Here is a 19,177-nt window from a genome sequence, read left to right on the forward strand (position 1 = left end):
CCGGATTCGATATAAATAATTTTAAGTTTAAAGTATTTTTGCAAAAAACACAGCGCTTATAAGGGCCTCAAGCCTTCGATGCGAGTGCCTGCTGGCGAATTTTCTGCAGTGTCGTGGTGGGCGTGATGGTTTCGGGATCGATGATGCAGTGCAGGATTGCCGGCTTTCCGCTGGCCATGGCGCGCTCGAAGGCGGGGCCGAACTGTTCTGTTGTCTCGACCCGCTCGCCATGGCCGCCGAAGGCCTGGGCATAGGCGGAAAAATCCGGATTCTGCAATGCGGTGGCGGAAATCCGTTCGGGATAATGGCGTTCCTGGTGCATGCGGATCGTGCCGTACATACCGTTGTCGATCAGGATCACGACAATGGGCAACTGGTATTGCACCGCCGTGGCGAATTCCTGCCCGTGCATCATGAAACAGCCGTCGCCGGCAAAGCAGACCACGGTTCTATCGGGCTCGATACGCTTGGCGCCGACAGCGGCGGGCAGGCCGTAACCCATCGACCCCGATGTGGGGGCAAGCTGCGTGCCGTAACGCTTGAACTGGTGGAAGCGGTGCAGCCAGGTGGCGTAGTTGCCGGCGCCGTTGCACATGATGGCGTCGTCCGGCAGCGTGGCTTCCAGGTAGTGCATGACCTGGCCCATTTGCAATGCACCCGGGTTCTGGATCTTGTCGGGATTGCGCCAGGCAATGTGGCTGGCGCGCAACGCCTGCGTCAGGCCTGACCAGGCCGGGGCCTGGGCGGGCTGCAGTTGCGCCACGGCGTTGGCAAAGGAAACGGGCGATACATTAATGGCCAGGTCGGCGCGATAGACGCGATTCAGTTCGCTGCCGTCGGGATGAATATGGATCAGGTATTGCGCGGGTACGGGTATGTCGAGCAGCGTATAGCTCTGGCTGGCGATTTCGGACATGCGGCCGCCGACCAGCAGGATCAGATCGGCATCCCTGATGTACTGCATCAGTTCGGGATTGCTGCCCAGGCCCACGTCGCCAACGAAAGTCGGGTGATCGGTCGAGCACAGCATTTGCCGCCTGAACTGCACCGCGACCGGAAGCTGGTAGCGCTCGGCGAATTCGGCGAATTGTTGGCTTGCCTGTTCGCTCCAGCGCGAGCCTCCCAGTATGGCTATGGGCTTTTTGGCCCGTGCAAGTTGCTGGCCGAGCTCGGTCATCTGTTGCCCGGTCGGCGCGGTTTCCACGACTTCGTAGCGCGGGGCGTCGGCGACACTGGCCTGTTCGGTCAGCATGTCTTCCGGCAAGGCGATCACTACCGGCCCCGGGCGTCCCGAGGTTGCGATATGAAAGGCGCGCGAAACGATTTCCGGTATGCGTTCGATCTGGTCGATTTCAGTGACCCACTTGGCCTGGGTACCGAATACGGCCCGGTAATCCATCTCTTGAAAGGCGTCGCGTTCGCGCATGGCCCGATCGATCTGCCCCACAAACAGAATCATCGGGGTGGAATCCTGGTGTGCGATATGCACGCCGGCCATGGCGTTGGATGCGCCCGGCCCGCGGGTTACCATGCAGATTCCCGGCTGGTTTGTCAGCTTGCCGTACGCGTCGGCCATAATCGCCGCACCGCCTTCCTGACGGCAGACCGTGACCTTGATGGCCGCGTCGTGCAGGCCGTCGAGCACCGCCAGGTAGCTTTCTCCGGGTACGCAGAAAACATGTTCTACGCCATGAGCAATCAGTTGGTCGACCAGGATATGGCCGCCTAAGCGAGGGGTGAGGACGGGGGATGGGCTGGGTTTCATAGTTTGTCCAGAATAATGTGCGTTATATGCACAAGGCAATTGATAAAATTGCACAATGTCTTGCGTATTATGCAAGACACCGTTACGGTTTAAGAGTCCGATTCTACCGCCCACCTGGATCTATAAGTCATTCTAATGAGAAACGGCATACCCAATTTAGGCGCCTTGCAGGCATTTGAGGCCACTGCGCGCCTGGGTTCGTTTTCCCGCGCGGCCGAAGAACTGGCGCTGACGCATAGTGCCGTATACCGACAGGTGGCGGGCCTGGAAGATCGTCTCGGAGTACAGCTTTTTACCAGAATCCGGCGCCGGGTCGCGCTGACGGATGCGGGGGCGGAATATGCGGCACGGGTTCGGCATCATCTGGAGCAGCTTGAAAAAGACACTTTTGGCCTGGTGTCGCGTTCCGGCATGGGCCGCAGCCTGCACATTGCCGTCCTGCCCACGCTGGCCACCAACTGGTTGATTCCGCGCTTGCCGGATTTCAAGAAAATACATGGCGACATTGCGGTAAGCCTGTCGGTCAGGACTTTGCCGTTTCAGTTCAATGACCATCCTTTCGACGCGGCTATCTACCATGCCGGGCAGATGTGGCCGCACACCCGGGGAATCAAGCTGTTCGATGAGGGCGAACTGTTGCCGGTCTGCCTTCCTGAGCTCGCACGGCAGGCGGAGCGGGATGGGCTGGCGGCGCTGACGCACCTGCACATGATCTCGCGGCCCGACTCCTGGCGCCAGTGGTATCGGCAGCATCACAGGGAATACATGCCTTCCATGAGCGGCGGCCCGCGTTATGAGCTGTTCACCATGACGATGGCGGCGGTTCAGGCCGGCATGGGTGTGGCGCTGGCGCCGCAGTTCGTCGTGCAGGATGATCTGCGGGCCGGCCGCCTGGCAAGTTCTTTTGGAGGAGGGCTGACAGTGAGCGAGGCCTATTATTTTGGCTACCCCGACCATAACGAGCGATCCGAGGCCTTGCAGGCATTTGAATCCTGGTTGTCGGGACAGGTCGATTTGAATCCATAGCGGGAGATACAGCATGAAGCAAGAGCGGATATTTTCCAATCTGATTGTTGTGGGTTTGGTGCTGCTGCTGGGCGTCGGTTCGGCATCGGCCAGGAATCTGCCCGAGCCGATCCGGAAAGCAATGGTTGCCGAGGATCTCAATCCGGAGGCGGGAACGGGGCGGGTCGAGCGCCAGGTGGTGCGGGCCAGGCATTTCATGGTGACCAGCGCCAATCCGCTGGCCAGCCGGGCCGGGGTCGAGATGATCCGGCGCGGAGGAAATGCGGCCGATGCCGTCATTGCCACGCAACTGGTCCTGAACCTGGTTGAGCCGCAATCGTCCGGCATAGGCGGCGGCGCGTTCATCGCGACTTACGATGCCGCGGGGCATCGCGTACGTACCTACGATGGCCGCGAAACCGCGCCGGCGGCGGCGCGCAGCGACCGCTTCATGCGCGATCATCATGCCATCCCTTTTTGGGATGCCGTCAACAGTGGCCGTTCCGTGGGTACACCCGGGCTCTTGCGTGTCCTGGAACTGCTGCATGATCAGCAGGGGCATCTGCCCTGGAAAGTCCTGTTTCAGCCGGCCATTCGAATCGCCGAACAGGGTTTTCCGGTTTCTCCGCGCCTGCACGCCTTGCTGGAACAGAACAAGGCCCTGCGCGAACAACTTGCCGCCGCGGCTTATTTTTACGATGCGCAAGGGCATGCCTGGCCCGTTGGCCATCGATTGCGCAATCCCGCCCTGGCCCAGGTATTCCGGCAGGTTGCGCAGCAGGGCGCCAAGGCGTTCTACAGCGGCCAGATTGCCCGCGATATCGTTCATGCCATTGCGCATCATTCCGTGCCGGGCGACATGACTCTGGCCGATTTGTCGGGTTATTACGCCCAGGAACGGGCGCCTGTGTGCGCGCCTTACGAGGCTTATAAATTGTGCGGCATGCCGCCCCCCAGTTCGGGGCCGATAACGGTTATGCAAATGTTGGCCATTCTGTCGCATACGCCGATTGACACGTTTCCGGTCGATTCGCTCGAAGCCGTGCATTATTTTTCCGAGGCCGGAAAGCTGGCCTATGCCGATCGGGATTTCTACGTGGCCGATCCGGATTTCGTGGATGTTCCAGTGCATGCCATGCTCGATCCCAAGTATCTGGCCTTGCGCGCCGGGCTGATCAAGGCCAATCGCACGATAGGCGTGGCGCCTCCTGGCGATCCGGCGCATATGCGGGCGGTGCGCGGTCGCGACGACTCGCCTGAAATTCCGTCCACCACGCATATCGTGGCGGTCGATGCGGCATCGAATGTGGTTTCGATGACCAGCACCATCGAATCGGCGTTTGGCAGCAAGATTTTCGTGCGGGGCTTTTTGCTCAACAACCAGCTCACTGATTTTTCCCTGTCGGATGTCGATGCCCAGGGCAAGCCCGTTGCCAATCGCGTCGAAGCCCTGAAACGGCCGCGCAGCTCCATGTCGCCCATGATTATCCTGAAGGACGGCAAGCCCTACATGGCGATCGGATCGCCGGGCGGCAGCGCCATCATCAACTACGTGGCCAAGACCATACGCGCAGTGCTGGATCGCGGCCTGAATATCCAGCAGGCCATCGATTTGCCCAATCTGGGCAGCCGCAACCGCTTTACCGAGCTGGAAAAAAATACCAGCCTGCATAGCCTGGCGCCGGGCTTGCGCGCCATGGGCCACGAGGTGCGCGAAGTCGAGTTTCCCAGCGGCCTGCAGGGCGTGGTGTTTACGCCGCAGGGTCTGGAGGGCGGCGCAGACCCGCGCCGTGAAGGTGTGGCGATGGGCGGATGACTACACGGCGGGCGACCACAAGGGGCGCCCTTTGCGCCCGCCCGCAGCTTAGCGGAATACGACGGTGCGGCGGCCGTTGAGCAAAATGCGATGTTCCACATGGCCGCGCACTGCGCGTGCCAGCACCAGCGACTCGACATCGCTGCCGACCTGAGCCAGGTCGTTTGCGCTCATCGCGTGGTCGACACGCTCTATATCCTGTTCGATGATCGGACCTTCGTCGAGATCGGCCGTCACGTAGTGTGCCGTGGCGCCAATGATCTTCACGCCGCGCGCATGGGCCTGGTGATAGGGGCGCGCACCCTTGAAGCTGGGCAGGAAACTGTGGTGGATATTGATGGCCCGGCCGGACAGTGCTTTGCACAGATCCTGGGACAGAATCTGCATGTATCGAGCCAGCACTACCAGGTCGATGCGTTCGCGTTCAACCAGTTGCAGAATTTGCTGTTCCTGGACCGGCTTGGTTTCGGGGCTGACCGGCAGATGGAAAAAAGGCACCTTGTATGAATCGGCCAACGGCGCGTAATCGTTGTGATTCGAGACGATGCCGGCTATTTCCACCGGCAGTTGCCCACTGTGGGTGCGAAACAGCAAATCGTTCAGGCAATGCCCCTGGCGGCTGACGAGTATCAGCAGGCGTGCCTTGCGTTGTGCGTCGTAGAGCTGGGCCTGCATGTCGAATTTTTCGGCCAGGGGGGCGAAGCGCTGCTCCAGTTCCCCTATGCCGATGGCTTGGGGCAAGGTAAAGTGCACGCGCAGGAAGAAGCACTGGGTTTCAGTGTCGCCGAACTGCTGCGCATCGATGATATTGCCGTGCAGATTGAGCAGCCAGCCCGAGACGCTGTGGACGATGCCGATGCGATCGGGGCAGGAGAGGGTCAGTATGTAGTCGTAGCGTGTCATGGTGTTTGATCAGATGTAGCGGGATCGCCCAGGGCCGCGCGGGTCGCTTCGGCAATCGCGAGGCAGGCTGTCAGGCCGGGCGATTCAATGCCGAACAGGTTGACCAGATTGCGTACGCCGTGGATTGCCGGGCCGGCAATCACGAAATCGGCCGCTGGTGAATGAGGGCCTGAAATCTTGGGCCGTATGCCTGTATATCCCGGATTTAGCGCCCCATCGGGCAGATCCGGCCAATAGCGCCTGACTGCGGCATAGAATGAATCGCCGCGTCGCGCGTCCAGCGTGTAGTCTTCGTTTTCTATCCATTCGGTGTCGGGACCGAATTTGGCCTGGCCGCCCAGGTCCAGCGTCAGGTGCACGCCCAGGCCGGCATGATCGGGCATGGGATAGATAAGCCGTGAAAACGGCGCCTTGCCCGCCAGGGTGAAGTAGTTGCCCCTGCAGAAATAAGCGTCCGGTATCTGTTCGGCCGGCTGGCCCACAAGTTTGCGCGCCATTGCGGGGGCCGACAGGCCGCAGGCATTGACAACGCTGTGTGCCGTGATTTCCATGGCCTCGGCTCCCTCGAAGCGCAGCAGGAATTCGCCTGAATCCAGGATCCGGCCGCTGCTGAATCGTGTATGGAAAACGCACTGGGTGCCGTGGTTTTCAGCGTCGCCTTGCAGCGTCAGCATCAGCGCATGACTGTCGATGATGCCGGTGGATGGCGATACCAGGGCCGCATCGCAGCACAGTGCCGGTTCCAGTTCCCGGGCCTGGACGCCGCTGATCTGGTACAGGTCGTCGACGCCGTTGAGCGCGGCCCGTTCGGCGATCTGGGCCAGCCTTTGGGTTTGCTGCGGGTCGCCCGCAACAATGAGCTTGCCCAGGCGCCGGTGCGGTATGCCGCGTTCGGCGCAATAAGCATAGAGCTTGTGCTTGCCCGCCACGCATAATCTGGCCTTGAGGCTGTTTTGCGGATAGTAGATTCCGGCGTGGATGACTTCCGAGTTGCGTGAACTCGTGCCGGTTCCGATGGCTTCCGCGGCTTCGACAAGCAGCACCTCGCGTCCGGCAAGCGCCAGTTCGCGGGCCACGGCCAGGCCCACGACGCCCGCACCCAGTACGACACAATCTATATCTACAGCCATTTATTCATACGTCCTCATGATTGCGAATGAGCCCGCGCGGTCAGGCGTTCGAGAGTGGGGTTTTCGATGGAGTCAGGTCGAAGTCGCCCGCATGATATACCAGCGGCTGGCCGAAGCTGCGGTGGCAGCGTTCAACCTGGCCGATAAAAATGAAATGGTCGCCGGCCTCGACCTGGCTTTGATTGTGGCATTCGAACCAGGCTGTGCAATGCGGGTCGTCCAGCATGAGGGTACCGTGCGGCGCGCGTGTCAGCGAGACTCCCTCGAAGCGGTCCGTCTGGCTGCCCTTGGAGAATTGCCTGGCCAGGTGCAGTTGCTGGGCCGCCAGGACATGGATCACGTAGCGGTCGATTTGCTGGAAGTGAGTCAATGAAGAAGCCGCTTTGGATAAGGTCCAGAGCACCAGCGGCGGATTCAGCGAGACCGAATTGAAAGAGCTGATGGTCAGGCCCAGGGGCGTATGCTCCTCGCGTGTTTCTGCCGTCACGACAGTCACCCCGGTGGCGAAACGGCCCAGGGCGGAGCGGAAGAATCGTGAGTCGAAATCGGGCAGTTGAGCAACCATTGACAACGCGGGCCAGGAATACAGTTGTCAGGGAGCCAGCCGGGTGCTGACCCACTGGTTCTGATCGTTTAATTGAAATACCAGGCGGTCGTGCAGGCGCGAGGGCCGGCCTTGCCAGAATTCGGCATAGTCTGGCCTGAGCCGATAACCGCCCCAGTGCGGCGGCCGTGCGGGATGCGCGCCCAGTGACTCGGTCAGGGCGTGCGTGCGTGCTTCGAGCTCTTGCAGGCTGATGGGGCGGCTTTGCGGGGACACCCAGGCGCCTATGCGCGATCCCAGGGGGCGGCTGTTGTAGTACTCATCGGAGTCTTGGGCTGAAATTTTCTCGATCGACCCTTCCAGCCTGACTTGGCGCTCCAGCGCCGGCCAGAAAAACAGCAAGCTGGCGCAGGGGTTTTGTGCGAGCTCTTCGCCTTTGCGGGATTCGTAGTTGGTGAAAAAGACGAACCCGCGCTCGTCGAAGCCTTTTAACAGCACCGTACGGGCCGATGGACGGCCGCTCAGGGTGCTGGTTGCCAGCGTCATGGCGTTGGGTTCGACGACCTTGGCCTTGAGGGCTTCATCGAACCACAAGGCAAACTGGTCGAAGGGCGTGGATGCCAGCGACGCTTCGAGCAGCACATTTTTTTCGTAACTTTGACGTATATCGGCGACAGACATAGGTGTAAAAAAGAGGAGGTCAGAGTGTGAGTTTACCCGTTCCGGGCCACACTGCTTTGCAGGTGCAAGGCGACCGCCTCGAGTTTTTTGTCGCGAATGCCCGCAAGCCTGAGTGCTTGCGCTGTTTCAAGCACATATTCGGTGCAGGGACCGTAATGCCCGTGGGCCCTTTGCACGATGGCGATAAGCTGGTCTTTGGACAGATTGGTGACGTAGGCATCGGTGGCGCGATCCATGGTAAAGGCCAGGGCCTGGATGGTGCCTTGCCGGGTACGGCAGTTGAGCCATTTCGGAATATAGGCCCCGCTGGGCATTTCTCGCTTCCAGAGTTCCTTCAGCGTGGCCGGAACGGTGTTTGCGGCGATCCGGAATGCCATGCCTTTGCAGGATCCGCCCTTGTCCAGGCCGAACACCAGCCCCGGCTGCTCGGGCGTGCCGCGGTTGACCCGCGACCATAGGCATAAAGCACGATGATAGCCATTGAGAAGAGCCAGGCGGCGTTCGATAAAGTCGAATTCGGGGCGCCAGACCAGCGAGCCGTAGCCGAATACCCAGATGTCCTGGCTGGGCGCCCAATGACTCAGGCTATGGTCCAGCGAGGCCTGGCGCTCGGCGTCGGTAAGCAGGCGGAAGCTTCTGCGTACAGGAGCGGGATTGAGAACGGCTGGACTATTCACTTTGTGATGATCGGACGGGTCGCGAGCGACGTTGCCCTATTTTAAAGCACTCCGGGCCCGGCGCGCGGGAGCGCCGCCGGCCGGCGTGTACACTGGCGCTTGTCGGCAATGTCGGTCATGGATATTGCCTGCCCGAGTCGTCCAGTTTTTTTACGTGCCCGCAATGTCCGAAACTTCTTTTATCGACACAGACCGCCGCTTTGGCGGCCTTGAACGACTGTACGGCCGGCCTGCGCAAGAGAGGCTGGCGGGCACGCATATTGCCGTGGCCGGGATCGGTGGAGTTGGGTCCTGGTGCGTCGAGGCGCTGGCGCGCTCGGGTGTGGGGGCACTGACTCTGATCGACCTGGACCATATCGCCGAATCGAATATCAATCGCCAGTTGCATGCCTTGACCGAAACCCTGGGGGTATCCAAGATCGAGGCCATGGCGCGCCGCGTATACGGGATCAATCCGGGATGTCGCGTGAATCTGGTGGACGATTTCGTGACCCCGGAGAACGTGCATGGAGTCTTGCCGCAGGATCTGAGCCTGTTGGTCGACTGCACCGATCAAGCCAGTGCCAAGATCGCCATGATTCTCGAGGCCCGGACCCGGCGCATGCCGATTGTGGTGTGCGGCGGGGCGGGAGGCAAGACCAATCCACTGAGTTTGCGCGCGAGCGACCTGGCGCAATCCCTGAACGATGCCCTGTTGTCCAAGCTGCGCAACAGCCTGCGGCGCCAGCATGGCTATCCCAAGGCGTCGGATCAGGCGGGCAAACCGCGCAAGCGAGTGCCGAAAATGGGTATCAGGACTCTATGGTTCGATCAGGCCGCGCGCTTGCCCGACGCATGGCAGGACCGGGAGCGGAGTGTGGCGGCAGAAAACGCGCCGGCGTTGACTGCCGGTATGCCCTCAGGCTCCGAGGTATCTGGACAAGGGCTGCAGGGTTTGTCGTGCGCCGGTTATGGCTCCCTGGTAACCGTGACGGCTGCCATGGGTCTGGCCGCGGCCAGCGAGGCCATGCACTATGTGATCGAGGGACGCTTTCCGGCGTGAATTACAGCGTCGCGTCCAGCCAGCCGCGCAGTGCGTTGGAGATGCGGATCGCCTTGGCAGCAAGCAAGTCGCGACGGGTGATCCTGGCCTCCCGGACAAGGCCGTCATCGAGTAGCGCCTGACGCTGCACTCCGGGCAACAGCCCGCACGCCAGCGGCGGCGTCAGCCAGGCGCCCGCGGCATTCTGAATGTACAGATTGCTGCGGCTGCCTTCGCAGACTTCATCATTCCGGTTGCAAAACACCACATCGAAAAACTGCGGGTTTTGCGCCAGCCAGTCCTGGGCGCCGGCGTACCAGGGGCGGTGCGTGGTTTTGTGTTGCAGCCAGAATGCGTCGGCCTCCAGGGCCATCGGGCTGAGATGCAGCCGAACCGGCGGGAGTGTAATGGCCAAAACGGTCGATTCCAGCGAATAATGCCCGTTCGGGTCCAGCAGCAGGCGCAAACGGTAGCTGTGAGCGGCATCGAGCCCCGCCACATGATGTCCTATGGCTTGGAACAGCGGCTCGCCGGGCCAGGCGTGACCCAGGGCCGCGCAAGATGCCCGCAGGCGCCGGCTATGCCCGGACAACAAGGGGATGATGCGCCCGGGCTCAACGCGCATGGTTTCAATAAGCTGGACGGAGGACGCGGTCATTGGCGGGTCGGCAAGCTGGATCGCGGCTGCGCGTTGGCCAATAAAGCCGCCTGGCAGCCGCGTGCGTCTGGCTCTGCGGCGGTCTCGATTCCACTGCGCAACGTCGAGTCGGCGATGGCGCCACCTGGTGCGCCGATTTGCAGCACTCGCGCTTTCCAGAGGCATTCTTCCCATTCGAGCTCGGGTTCTGAATCGTGGACGATACCGCCGCCCACGCCAAACGTACCGGCGCCCGCATCATTGATCTCGATGGTGCGGATGGCGACATTCAGGGAAAAATCGCCATCCGGCGCGAGCCAGCCCAGGCTGCCGCAGTAAATTCCGCGAGGCGTGTTTTCGAGCTCTTTTATTTTTTTCATGGCGGCGATTTTTGGAGCGCCGGTAATGGACCCGCAGGGAAAGAGGGCGCGAAGCAGTTCTTCCAGGCTTCTTCCAGGGGCCTGCGCGGTAATGGTCGAGGTGAGAGTCCAGACCGAGGGATAGCCTTCAAGGGAAAAAAGTGCTTCCACCTTGACCGAGCCCGGCGTGGCGATCCGCCCCAGGTCGTTTCTCAACAGGTCGACGATCATCAGGTTTTCGGCGCGATTCTTTTCGCTTTGCAGCAGTTCCTGCGCCGCGTGCCTATCCAGGACAGGATCGGCATGGCGTGGTGCGGTCCCTTTCATGGGGCGTACTGTCAGGGTTGCGCCCTTGCCGGCCACGAACAGTTCGGGCGAAAACGACAGGATGATGCGCGAACCGTCTTCGATGTAGGCGGCATGCGCGGCCGGGTGCCGGGCGGCAATGCTTTGGTACACCGCGCGCGGTGCGGCAGAGGTTTTGACTTCTATCGGAAAGGTGTAGTTGGCCTGATAAAGCTCGCCGCGCCGTATGCCGGTTTGCAGGATGCGTATGCTATCCAGATAGTGTGCCCTGGCGGTCAGGGGGCGGATATCAAGCCCGGCCAAGTCTTGGCCGGGCTTGCCCCATACAGGCTCGTGTCTGGCTTGCCGGTAGACCAGCGCGGTCAGGCGCGGCTTGTCGCAATCTTCGCCCGCTGGCGGGCCGGCCTGGGTTGAAAGGCTTGGCGACAAGCTTGGCTCCAGCCACTCTCCCAGTTCGTAGTCCAGCAGCAGGGCCACCCAATATCCCTTTTGCCGGGCCGCCGCAATGCGTTCGAAGGCCGTATGCAGGCTGGCTGCCGAGCGGGCAGTGATGCGTTCACAGAAGCCCGCCAGTTCAATTGCCTGCCCAGACAGGCGGTCTTCAAAACGGCAAAGCATCAGCGGGCGGCTTCCATGAATGTGTCGAGCACGGCGCCAGTGTGTGACGTCTGTTTGCGTGCAATGACCTGTTCCGGCGAGCCTTCCGCCACGACACGGCCTCCGCCGTTTCCACCCTCGGGGCCCATATCCAGTACCCAGTCGGCTTCGGCGATTACATCCAGGTTGTGTTCGATCACGACGACTGTGTTGCCGGCGTCGACCAGCCGGTGCAGCACGTGTATGAGCTTTTCCACATCTGCCATGGACAGGCCCACCGTCGGTTCGTCCAGCACATACAGCGTGTGCGGAATCCGCGAGGCGCGCCCGGTCTTGATGACGCCTTCGGTAAGATGCGCCTTGACGAGTTCGGTCACCAGCTTGATGCGCTGAGCCTCTCCGCCCGACAGGGTAGGCGAGGGCTGGCCCAGCGTCAGGTAGCCCAGCCCGACGTCCTGCATCAATTGCAAGGGGCGCGCGATTTTGGGGTGAGCCGCAAAATAGCCGATCGCTTCGTCGACTTCGAGCTTGAGGACTTCTCCGGCGCTTTTCTCGCGTAGCGTGACATTGAGCGTATCGCGATTGAATCGCTCGCCGCCGCAGGCATCGCAAGGTACCTTGACATCGGGCAGGAAGCTCATTTCCAGGGTCCGCAGGCCTTGACCCTCGCAGATCGGGCAGCGTCCTTCACCGGTATTGAAGGAAAAACGAGCTGTGCTCCAGCCGCGTATGCGCGCCTCGCGCGTATCGGCAAATAGTTTGCGCACATCGTTCCAGAAGCCGACGTAAGTGGCCGGGCACGAGCGCGGTGTCTTCCCTATAGGAGTCTGGTCGACTTCAAGCACCCGGTCGATCTGCTCCCAGCCGGTGATGCCGGTGCAGCCTTGCCACGTCGGCGCTTTGCGCAGGGACACGGCGTGGGCAAGATTCTCGAGCAGCACCTCGCGCGCCAGGGTGGATTTGCCTGACCCGGATACGCCGGTGATTGCACTCAAACGGCCCACCGGGATGCGGGCCCGCACATTATGCAGATTGTGCAGGTGGGCGCCGACGATCTCCAGCATGGGTGTCTGCCTGTCCACCGCCCGCCGGGCCTGCAGCGGATGATGCAGAGGGTGCTTCAGGTATCGGCCGGTGATCGAATCGGGATTGTCGATCAGGTCTTGTGCGGTGCCTTGCGCCACGACCCTGCCGCCGCGGACGCCCGCGCCGGGTCCGATGTCGATGATGTGCGAGGCGCGGCGTATGGTGTCTTCATCATGTTCGACGACCACCAGAGTATTGCCGTTGCCCTCCAGCCTGGCCAGGGCGTTCAGCAGGATCTGGTTGTCGCGCGAATGCAGGCCTATGGTCGGCTCGTCCAGCACATAGCATACGCCCTGCAGATTGGAGCCCAGTTGCGCGGCCAGGCGGATGCGTTGCGCTTCTCCGCCCGAGAGGGTGGGCGCGGCGCGATCCAGCGCCAGATAGCCCAGCCCGACTTCCTGCATGAAATTGAGCCGTCCGCGGATTTCGGTAAGGATATCGCGTGCGATCTCGGCTTCGCGTCCGTGACTGACCAGGCCGGTGAAAAAGGTCTGGGCGTCGGAGACCGGCAGCGCGGCCAGTTCGGCGATGGAGCGGTCGTGCCAGCGGAAGGCCCGCGCCAGTGGATTGAGGCGCTCGCCATTGCAGCTTTGGCAGGTTTCGGTTTCGCCTTCGTACCAGGCGTTCCAGGCGGTTTCCTCGCCCGTCTGCTCGGCGTCGAAGCCGCTCAGTTGCAACCCGGTGCCGAAGCAGCCAGTGCACCATCCGTGCTTGGAATTGTAGGAGAACAGGCGGGGGTCGGGCTCGGGGTAGCTGGTGCCGCAGCTCGGGCAGGCGCGCTTGACCGAAAAATGCAATTGGCTGCCGCCGCCGTTCAGGCCCGCCGCGCGGCGGTCGGCAAGCGGCGCGGGCGTATCCCGGGTGAGATCGAGCAGCACGCTCAGGCTGCCATGTCCATGCTCGAGCGCACTGCGTATGGCTTCGCGCAGCGCCGGCTCCTGGGCCGGGTCGATCAGCAGGTCGGCAACCGGCAGCTCGATGGTGTGTTCCTTGTAGCGGTCCAGGCGCGGCCAGGGCGCGACGGGTATGAATTCGCCATCGACACGCAAGTGGGAATGCCCTTTGCCGGACGCCCATTTGGCCAACTCGGTGTAATAGCCTTTGCGCGCCACGACCAGGGGCGCCAGTATGCCCAGGTGCTGGCCTTTGTGGTCGCGCAGCAACTGGGCCACGATTTGCTCGGGCTTTTGCGGTTCGACCGGAACGTGGCAGGTCGGGCACATCTGTGTGCCCAGCTTGACGTAGAGCAGGCGCAGGAAATGATGGATTTCCGTCATGGTCGCCACGGTCGATTTGCGGCCTCCGCGGCTGGTGCGCTGTTCTATGGCGACTGTGGGCGGAATACCGTAGATGGCGTCGACATCCGGCTTGCCGGCCGGCTGGACTATGGCCCGGGCATAGGCATTGAGGGATTCCAGATAGCGTCGCTGCCCTTCGTTGAACAGAATGTCGAAGGCCAATGTGGATTTGCCGGAGCCCGATACGCCCGTGATCACGGTGAAGGTGTCGTGCGGGATCGAGACATTGATTCCTTTCAGATTATGTTCGCGCGCGTTCAGGATATCGATGCTGCGTCGTCCGCGCCGGCCGACCAGGCTTTGCAGCGGAGTACCCTTGCCGTCGCCATAGGCGGCTTGCGGCTCGGCAAGCGCCTTGGCGCGCTGCGATTCTTCCTCGTACACAATGGCGCTGGTGTAGGCCAGCAGGGCCCGGCCGGTGTGCGACAGCGCATTGCCCGTCAAATCGCCGGGAGTTCCGAACCCCACGACCTGGCCGCCGGCATCGCCGCCTTCGGGACCCAGGTCGATCAGCCAGTCCGCGGCCCGGATGACGTCCAGGTTGTGCTCGATGACCAGCAGCGAATGCCCGGCCGCCAGGAGCTTGCGGAACGCCCGCATGAGCCGCGCGACATCGTCGAAGTGCAGGCCGGTAGTGGGTTCGTCGAACAGGAACAGGCTGCCTTTCTTGGCCACCTTGGCCGAGGAGATTCCACTGCGTGCGGCAGCCGCCAGGTGGCCCGCCAGCTTGAGCCGTTGGGCCTCTCCGCCCGACAGGGTGGGAACCGGCTGGCCCAGGCGCACATATTCCAGGCCCACATCGGCCAGCGGCGCCAGCCCCGTTTGCACATCGCGCAGGCCGCTGAAAAACTCCAGTGCTTCGTGCACGGTCATTTCGAGCACCTGGTCGATGGAAGCGCTGCGGCCGAGGTGTTCGACGCGCACTTCCAGGATTTCCGGGCGAAACCGCTTGCCGTCGCAGTCGGGACAGCGCAGGTAGACGTCGGAGAGGAACTGCATTTCCACATGTTCGAAGCCGGTGCCGCCGCAAGTGGGGCAGCGCCCGTCGCCGCTGTTGAAGCTGAAGGTGCCGGGCGTGTAGCCGCGCTCTTTGGACACGGCGGCCTGGGCGAACAGCTTGCGTATGGCGTCGAAGGCACCCACGTAGCTGGCCGGATTCGATCGTGCCGTCTTGCCTATGGGTGTTTGATTGACCATGACGACGTCGGCGATTTGCTCGACGCCGAGCAGGTGGGCGTAAGCGCCGGGCGGCTCGGTCGGCTTGCCCATGTGCTTGAGGATGGCGGGGTACAGCACATCCTGGATCAGAGTCGATTTGCCCGAGCCCGACACTCCGGTGACGCAGACCAGCCGGCCCAGCGGGATTTCGATCGTTACCTGCTTGAGATTGTTGGCGTTTACGCCATCGAGCACCAGCCTGGGCGTGTTGGCGGCGACGGGCATGGGGCGAGGCGCTTCGACACGCAGGCGGCTTCCCAGATAGTTTCCGGTGAGCGTGTCCGCGTTGCGCAATTGATCGGGCGTGCCGTCGAAGACAATCTGGCCGCCGCGTTCGCCGGGCCCTGGGCCTATGTCGAGGATGCGGTCGGCGGCAATCATGACTTGCGGATCGTGTTCGACGACCACCAGGGTATTGCCGTTGGCGCGCAGGCGATGCATGACTTCCACGACCCTGTGCATATCGCGCGGGTGCAGGCCGATGGAGGGTTCGTCCAGCACGAACAGGGTATTGACCAGTGAAGTGCCCAGGGCGGTCGTCAGGTTGATGCGCTGCACTTCTCCACCCGAAAGAGTTCGGCTCTGGCGATCCAGCGACAGATAGCCCAGGCCCACGTCGCACAGGAATTTCAGGCGGGTTCGAACCTCGCCGAGGAGCAGGTCGACGGCAGCGTCGAGCGCTGTGCCAAAATGAATATCGGCGAAAAACTGCTGGACCTGGGCGATGGGCAGGCGCATCAGGTCGTGGATGCCCAGGCCCGGCAGGGCGTTGAGCTGTTCGCGGGTCCATTGCGCATGCACCGGCATGAAGCGCGGGTAAGGATCGTCGGCGCGGCCTTTGGCATCGCCCAGACGCCAGAGCGTCGCATCGGGCTTCAGGCGCGAGCCGCCGCAGGCCGGGCAGGGTGTGTAGCTGCGGTATTTCGAGAGCAGCACGCGCACATGCATTTTGTAGGCGCGCGACTCCAGCCAGTCGAAAAACCGCTGCGCGCCGTACCACTGCGTTTTCCAGGCATTCTGGCCGCCTTTCCAGTCGGCGGTGCCGTTGATGACCCAGTTTTTTTCGTCTTCCCGCAGGTCTTTCCAGGGCACGCTCAGGCGCACGCCGGCGGCGGGCGCATAACGCTCCATTTCGAGCTGGCATTCTTTGTAGCTGGCGGTTTGCCAGGGCTTGACCGCTCCTTCGTTAAGCGTCTTTTTTTCGTCCGGCACGACCAGGCCGTAGTCTATGCCCATGACCCGGCCGAAACCGCGGCACGATTCGCAGGCGCCCAGCGGCGAGTTGAACGAAAACGTGCTCGGCAAAGTAGGGGAGTATTCGATATTGCAGTGGGCGCAGTGCAGGCGGTTGCTGAAGCGCAGGACGGTTTCATCCTCGCTGCCGTCGTTTGTGGTGTGGATTGCCAGATGCCCGTCGCCTTGCTTGAGTGCTGCATCCAGGGCTTCCATGACACGCGCTGTTTCGGCGTTGGCATAGCGGAACCGGTCCTGCGTGACATGCAGCACCCGCAGCTTTTCGGTCTTGTCCGAACGGCGTCCCTTTCCTTTGCCTTTCGCGGTGGCAGGTACGGTGCGCGTAATGGTTTCTTCGTGATGGATGCGCGTATAGCCTTGCTGTTCGAGAAAACCGCGTACTTCTTCTTCGGTGAAGTTCGCCGGAATAACGACGGGGAAGGTGACGACCATGCGTGCCTGGTGCAAGTCGCTGCGCAGGGCCAGGTGGCGCTGGATGGATTCGGCGCTGTCGCGCTGAACCTCGGCCGCGCAACACTGGCAGTACAGGCGGCTCATGCGCGCATACATCAGCTTCAAATGATCGTTGAGCTCGGTCATGGTGCCCACGGTGCTGCGCGAGTTGCGCACCGGGTTGACCTGGTCGATGGCAATAGCGGGCAAGATGCCTTCGATGCGTTCCACCTGCGGCTTATCCATGCGGTCCAGGAACTGGCGCGCGTAGGGGGAAAAAGTCTCTACGTAGCGCCGCTGGCCTTCGGCATACAGCGTGTCGAAGGCCAGGGAGCTTTTGCCCGAACCGGATACTCCGGTCAGAACCAGAAGTTCCCCGGTATTGATCGACACATCAAGGTTTTTCAGGTTGTTTTGGCGCGCGCCAATAATGCGGATTTGTGAGCTCATACCGATATGGTAGCTGTTCTTTGTCCAGGGACCCCAGCAAGCGGGTTTTTGGGCGAAAAACTGATTTTGGAGTAGAATGGTGGGTTAATTATCAATTGGCGCTCTATTTTAGGAGCGTTTAGTCAGTTTTGGCGGGCACGTGTTTAGTCATACCCCGCCGTGTAAAGATCGGAGATCATCATGGCAGAAATCAAACGTACCCGTCGCAATACCCTTGAGCGCCGTTGCTTGGGCAAGGCTTTCAAGCGCCTTTTCGTCAAGGCTCCCAAGGGCGTATTCAAAATGCTCGAAAAAGTAAAACGCGCCTGAATTCCGGTTCGGCAGTGTGTGTCTTGATGTAATCAAGGCAAAGAAACCGCAAGCTTTCACGTTTGTGGTTTTTTTTCGCCTATTATTTTGCGTATGCACCATTAGGCAAAATAATCATGCCCAGCACCTGGCGTCATCTTTTTACCGTTTTGACTCCCAGCTACAACCGGGCGGATACGCTTGGGCGCGTGTATGCCTCATTGTGCGGGCAGTCGTTTCAGGATTTCGAGTGGCTGGTCGTGGACGACGGCTCGACCGACAATACCCGGGCGCGGGTTCTGCAGTGGCAGCAAGAGGCGCGTTTTCCGGTTCGCTATGCCTGGCAGCCCAACCAGCACAAGAAAACCGCATTCAATCATGGTGTGCGCGAAGCCCAGGGCGAATTGATCGTCGCCCTGGATAGCGACGACAGCCTGGACGCCGATGCGCTCGATGCCATGGCGCGGGCCTGGTCCGGGATATCGCCTCAGGATCGTCCCCGCTTTGTGGCGGTTACGGGTTTGTGCGCCAGGCCAGACGGCGGCATTGTGGGCGATAGATTCCCCGAGGACGTGTTGGATGCAAGCGTGCTCGATATGACATTCAAGTACCGCGTCCGGGGTGAAAAGTTCGGCTGCATGCGCACCGAGGTGCTGCGCCAGTTTCCGTTTCCCGACGAGATTCCCGGCTTTGTCCCCGAAAGCCTGGTGTGGCGCGCGATGGCGCGGGCCGGATTCCAGACTCGTTTTGTCAACCAGGTTTTTCGGGTTTATTACGACAGCCCTGATTCGCTGTCGATGCAGGGCCGCAACAGTCAGCAGCACGCTTTGGGGCTCTGGCTGCTGGCGCACGATACGGTGGTCAAGTGCCTGCCCTGGTTTCGCTATCAGCCGCAGGCTTTCTTCGTTGCGGCGGCCCGCTACACACGCTTCGCCCTGCATATCCGGCGGACCGGGCAGGCCCTGCCGGCCGATCGTCCTCTTGCAGGGCTGGGCTCGCGCCTGCTGGTCGTGGCCATGTGGCCTGTGGGCGCACTGCTGTATGGCCGCGACCGCTTTCGCCGCTAAGCCCGCACCGCAGATTCAGTGCAGGTGACGTGGCGAGCCGGGCGCTTGATCCTCGGCGTCGTCATCGTCATCGACGTCTTCATCGTCGTCTTCGTCATCTTCGTCATCATCCGGCAAGGCTTCGTCAATCAGATTGAAGGGCAGTATTTCGCGCAGATTGTCGGTCCAGGCGATTTCATCGCCGCCTTGGTCGATCTTGATGAAGCGTACGCCTTCCAGCGTGGACAGCTGGATAGCCCATAGATATTCGCAATCGAAGAAACCGTCGTCGATATCCAGGCCCCCCCTGTTGCCCAGAAGCCTGGCGCCGGCCCCTCCGACCTGCACAATGGTTTGATCGTCGCCAACAGTGTCTTCTGTTCCCAGAGGCACAGCGAACAAGACCCATTCAAAGCCGGTTTCCTCGGCGTCCATGACTTCAGCCAGCACTGGCTTGCCCATATAGGCGCTCAGGGCGTCGGCCGTGCGGCCGAGGAGGTCGAGTTCTTCGGCGGTAAAACAGGGTTTGGAGTCTGGGATGGACGACATTGGTGGCACTGGGTGGGGAAATAATCCCGGTATTTTAAAGCATGGCCGTTCGAACGCATGGCCTCCTTGACAGGCTGTTGCCGCGAGCGGCTTTATTTCCGCATACAGCCTACAA

15 protein-coding genes are annotated in these 19,177 nt (G+C 61.5%); 5 read left to right on the plus strand and 10 right to left on the minus strand.

The window, feature by feature from the left end; genetic code table 11:
* Window positions 1-67 precede the first annotated feature (67 nt).
* Window positions 68-1,765 carry a thiamine pyrophosphate-binding protein gene (locus tag ACYVIS_RS11685; protein WP_460874031.1) on the minus strand — a complete coding sequence of 566 codons (1,698 nt, stop codon included), beginning with the start codon at window positions 1,763-1,765 and terminating at the stop codon, window positions 68-70.
* A gap of 135 nt (window positions 1,766-1,900) precedes the next feature.
* Between ACYVIS_RS11685 and ACYVIS_RS11690 the strand changes: the two genes are divergently transcribed.
* Window positions 1,901-2,791 carry a LysR substrate-binding domain-containing protein gene (locus ACYVIS_RS11690; protein ID WP_232740903.1) on the plus strand — a complete coding sequence of 297 codons (891 nt, stop codon included), beginning with the start codon at window positions 1,901-1,903 and terminating at the stop codon, window positions 2,789-2,791.
* A gap of 13 nt (window positions 2,792-2,804) precedes the next feature.
* Window positions 2,805-4,586, plus strand: a complete 1,782-nt coding sequence (gene ggt, locus ACYVIS_RS11695; protein WP_460874032.1) for a gamma-glutamyltransferase — start codon at window positions 2,805-2,807, stop codon at window positions 4,584-4,586.
* Between the two features lie 48 nt (window positions 4,587-4,634).
* On the opposite strand, the gene purU is transcribed toward ggt, so the two are convergent.
* From purU to ACYVIS_RS11720, 5 genes are read right to left on the minus strand one after another with little or no spacing between them, the layout of a single operon-like run.
* Complete coding sequence (purU, locus tag ACYVIS_RS11700; protein ID WP_460874033.1) at window positions 4,635-5,489, minus strand: formyltetrahydrofolate deformylase; 855 nt, start codon at window positions 5,487-5,489, stop codon at window positions 4,635-4,637.
* Entirely contained in the window at window positions 5,486-6,619 is a 1,134-nt protein-coding gene (locus ACYVIS_RS11705) for an NAD(P)/FAD-dependent oxidoreductase (RefSeq protein ID WP_460874034.1), read from the minus strand. Before ACYVIS_RS11705 ends, purU begins: the two co-directional genes overlap by 4 nt.
* A gap of 40 nt (window positions 6,620-6,659) precedes the next feature.
* Complete coding sequence (locus tag ACYVIS_RS11710) at window positions 6,660-7,184, minus strand: flavin reductase family protein (protein WP_232740900.1); 525 nt, start codon at window positions 7,182-7,184, stop codon at window positions 6,660-6,662.
* Between the two features lie 27 nt (window positions 7,185-7,211).
* On the minus strand, window positions 7,212-7,844 hold the full coding sequence (pdxH, locus tag ACYVIS_RS11715; protein ID WP_460874035.1) for a pyridoxamine 5'-phosphate oxidase: 633 nt from the start codon (window positions 7,842-7,844) through the stop codon (window positions 7,212-7,214).
* A gap of 32 nt (window positions 7,845-7,876) precedes the next feature.
* A complete protein-coding gene (locus ACYVIS_RS11720) occupies window positions 7,877-8,521 on the minus strand; it encodes a gamma-glutamylcyclotransferase (protein ID WP_232740898.1) in 645 nt (214 codons plus the stop codon).
* 163 nt (window positions 8,522-8,684) lie between these two features.
* Between ACYVIS_RS11720 and ACYVIS_RS11725 the strand changes: the two genes are divergently transcribed.
* Window positions 8,685-9,563: a tRNA threonylcarbamoyladenosine dehydratase gene (locus ACYVIS_RS11725; protein WP_232740897.1), complete on the plus strand. Its 879-nt coding sequence runs from the start codon at window positions 8,685-8,687 to the stop codon at window positions 9,561-9,563.
* 1 nt (window position 9,564) lies between these two features.
* Here the strand turns inward: ACYVIS_RS11725 and ACYVIS_RS11730 are convergent, their stop codons facing one another.
* Genes ACYVIS_RS11730 through uvrA form a run of 3 tightly spaced genes read right to left on the minus strand, consistent with a single transcriptional unit; the run spans window position 9,565 to window position 17,179 of the window.
* Complete coding sequence (locus ACYVIS_RS11730; protein WP_460874036.1) at window positions 9,565-10,200, minus strand: aminotransferase class IV; 636 nt, start codon at window positions 10,198-10,200, stop codon at window positions 9,565-9,567.
* Window positions 10,197-11,462 (minus strand): aminodeoxychorismate synthase component I, encoded by a 1,266-nt coding sequence (locus ACYVIS_RS11735; protein WP_460874037.1) that lies wholly within the window; start codon window positions 11,460-11,462, stop codon window positions 10,197-10,199. The genes ACYVIS_RS11730 and ACYVIS_RS11735 overlap by 4 nt, the downstream gene beginning before the upstream one ends.
* Window positions 11,462-17,179 (minus strand): excinuclease ABC subunit UvrA, encoded by a 5,718-nt coding sequence (uvrA, locus tag ACYVIS_RS11740; RefSeq protein ID WP_460874039.1) that lies wholly within the window; start codon window positions 17,177-17,179, stop codon window positions 11,462-11,464. The genes ACYVIS_RS11735 and uvrA overlap by 1 nt, the downstream gene beginning before the upstream one ends.
* Window positions 17,180-17,359: 180 nt before the next feature.
* On the opposite strand from uvrA, the gene ACYVIS_RS11745 reads away from it, so the two are divergent.
* Window positions 17,360-17,488: a hypothetical protein gene (locus ACYVIS_RS11745; protein WP_255696545.1), complete on the plus strand. Its 129-nt coding sequence runs from the start codon at window positions 17,360-17,362 to the stop codon at window positions 17,486-17,488.
* A 116-nt stretch (window positions 17,489-17,604) separates the two neighbouring features.
* On the plus strand, window positions 17,605-18,534 hold the full coding sequence (locus ACYVIS_RS11750) for a glycosyltransferase family 2 protein (protein WP_460874040.1): 930 nt from the start codon (window positions 17,605-17,607) through the stop codon (window positions 18,532-18,534).
* Window positions 18,535-18,549: 15 nt separating this feature from the next.
* Here the strand turns inward: ACYVIS_RS11750 and ACYVIS_RS11755 are convergent, their stop codons facing one another.
* Window positions 18,550-19,062 carry a hypothetical protein gene (locus ACYVIS_RS11755; protein WP_460874041.1) on the minus strand — a complete coding sequence of 171 codons (513 nt, stop codon included), beginning with the start codon at window positions 19,060-19,062 and terminating at the stop codon, window positions 18,550-18,552.
* Between the last annotated feature and the right edge of the window lie 115 nt (window positions 19,063-19,177).

The sequence above is a fragment of the Paralcaligenes ginsengisoli genome, assembly GCF_054781135.1.

Bases quoted from the DNA above. Each gene is read 5' to 3' on its own strand.
- ACYVIS_RS11705 (WP_460874034.1), bottom strand. From the start codon at position 6,619: ATGGCTGTAGATATAGATTGTGTCGTACTGGGTGCGGGCGTCGTGGGC.
- pdxH (WP_460874035.1), bottom strand. From the start codon at position 7,844: ATGTCTGTCGCCGATATACGTCAAAGTTACGAAAAAAATGTGCTGCTC.
- ACYVIS_RS11685 (WP_460874031.1), bottom strand. From the start codon at position 1,765: ATGAAACCCAGCCCATCCCCCGTCCTCACCCCTCGCTTAGGCGGCCAT.
- ACYVIS_RS11750 (WP_460874040.1), top strand. From the start codon at position 17,605: ATGCCCAGCACCTGGCGTCATCTTTTTACCGTTTTGACTCCCAGCTAC.
- ggt (WP_460874032.1), top strand. From the start codon at position 2,805: ATGAAGCAAGAGCGGATATTTTCCAATCTGATTGTTGTGGGTTTGGTG.
- uvrA (WP_460874039.1), bottom strand. From the start codon at position 17,179: ATGAGCTCACAAATCCGCATTATTGGCGCGCGCCAAAACAACCTGAAA.
- purU (WP_460874033.1), bottom strand. From the start codon at position 5,489: ATGACACGCTACGACTACATACTGACCCTCTCCTGCCCCGATCGCATC.
- ACYVIS_RS11735 (WP_460874037.1), bottom strand. From the start codon at position 11,462: ATGCTTTGCCGTTTTGAAGACCGCCTGTCTGGGCAGGCAATTGAACTG.
- ACYVIS_RS11690 (WP_232740903.1), top strand. From the start codon at position 1,901: ATGAGAAACGGCATACCCAATTTAGGCGCCTTGCAGGCATTTGAGGCC.
- ACYVIS_RS11710 (WP_232740900.1), bottom strand. From the start codon at position 7,184: ATGGTTGCTCAACTGCCCGATTTCGACTCACGATTCTTCCGCTCCGCC.
- ACYVIS_RS11755 (WP_460874041.1), bottom strand. From the start codon at position 19,062: ATGTCGTCCATCCCAGACTCCAAACCCTGTTTTACCGCCGAAGAACTC.
- ACYVIS_RS11725 (WP_232740897.1), top strand. From the start codon at position 8,685: ATGTCCGAAACTTCTTTTATCGACACAGACCGCCGCTTTGGCGGCCTT.
- ACYVIS_RS11730 (WP_460874036.1), bottom strand. From the start codon at position 10,200: ATGACCGCGTCCTCCGTCCAGCTTATTGAAACCATGCGCGTTGAGCCC.
- ACYVIS_RS11745 (WP_255696545.1), top strand. From the start codon at position 17,360: ATGGCAGAAATCAAACGTACCCGTCGCAATACCCTTGAGCGCCGTTGC.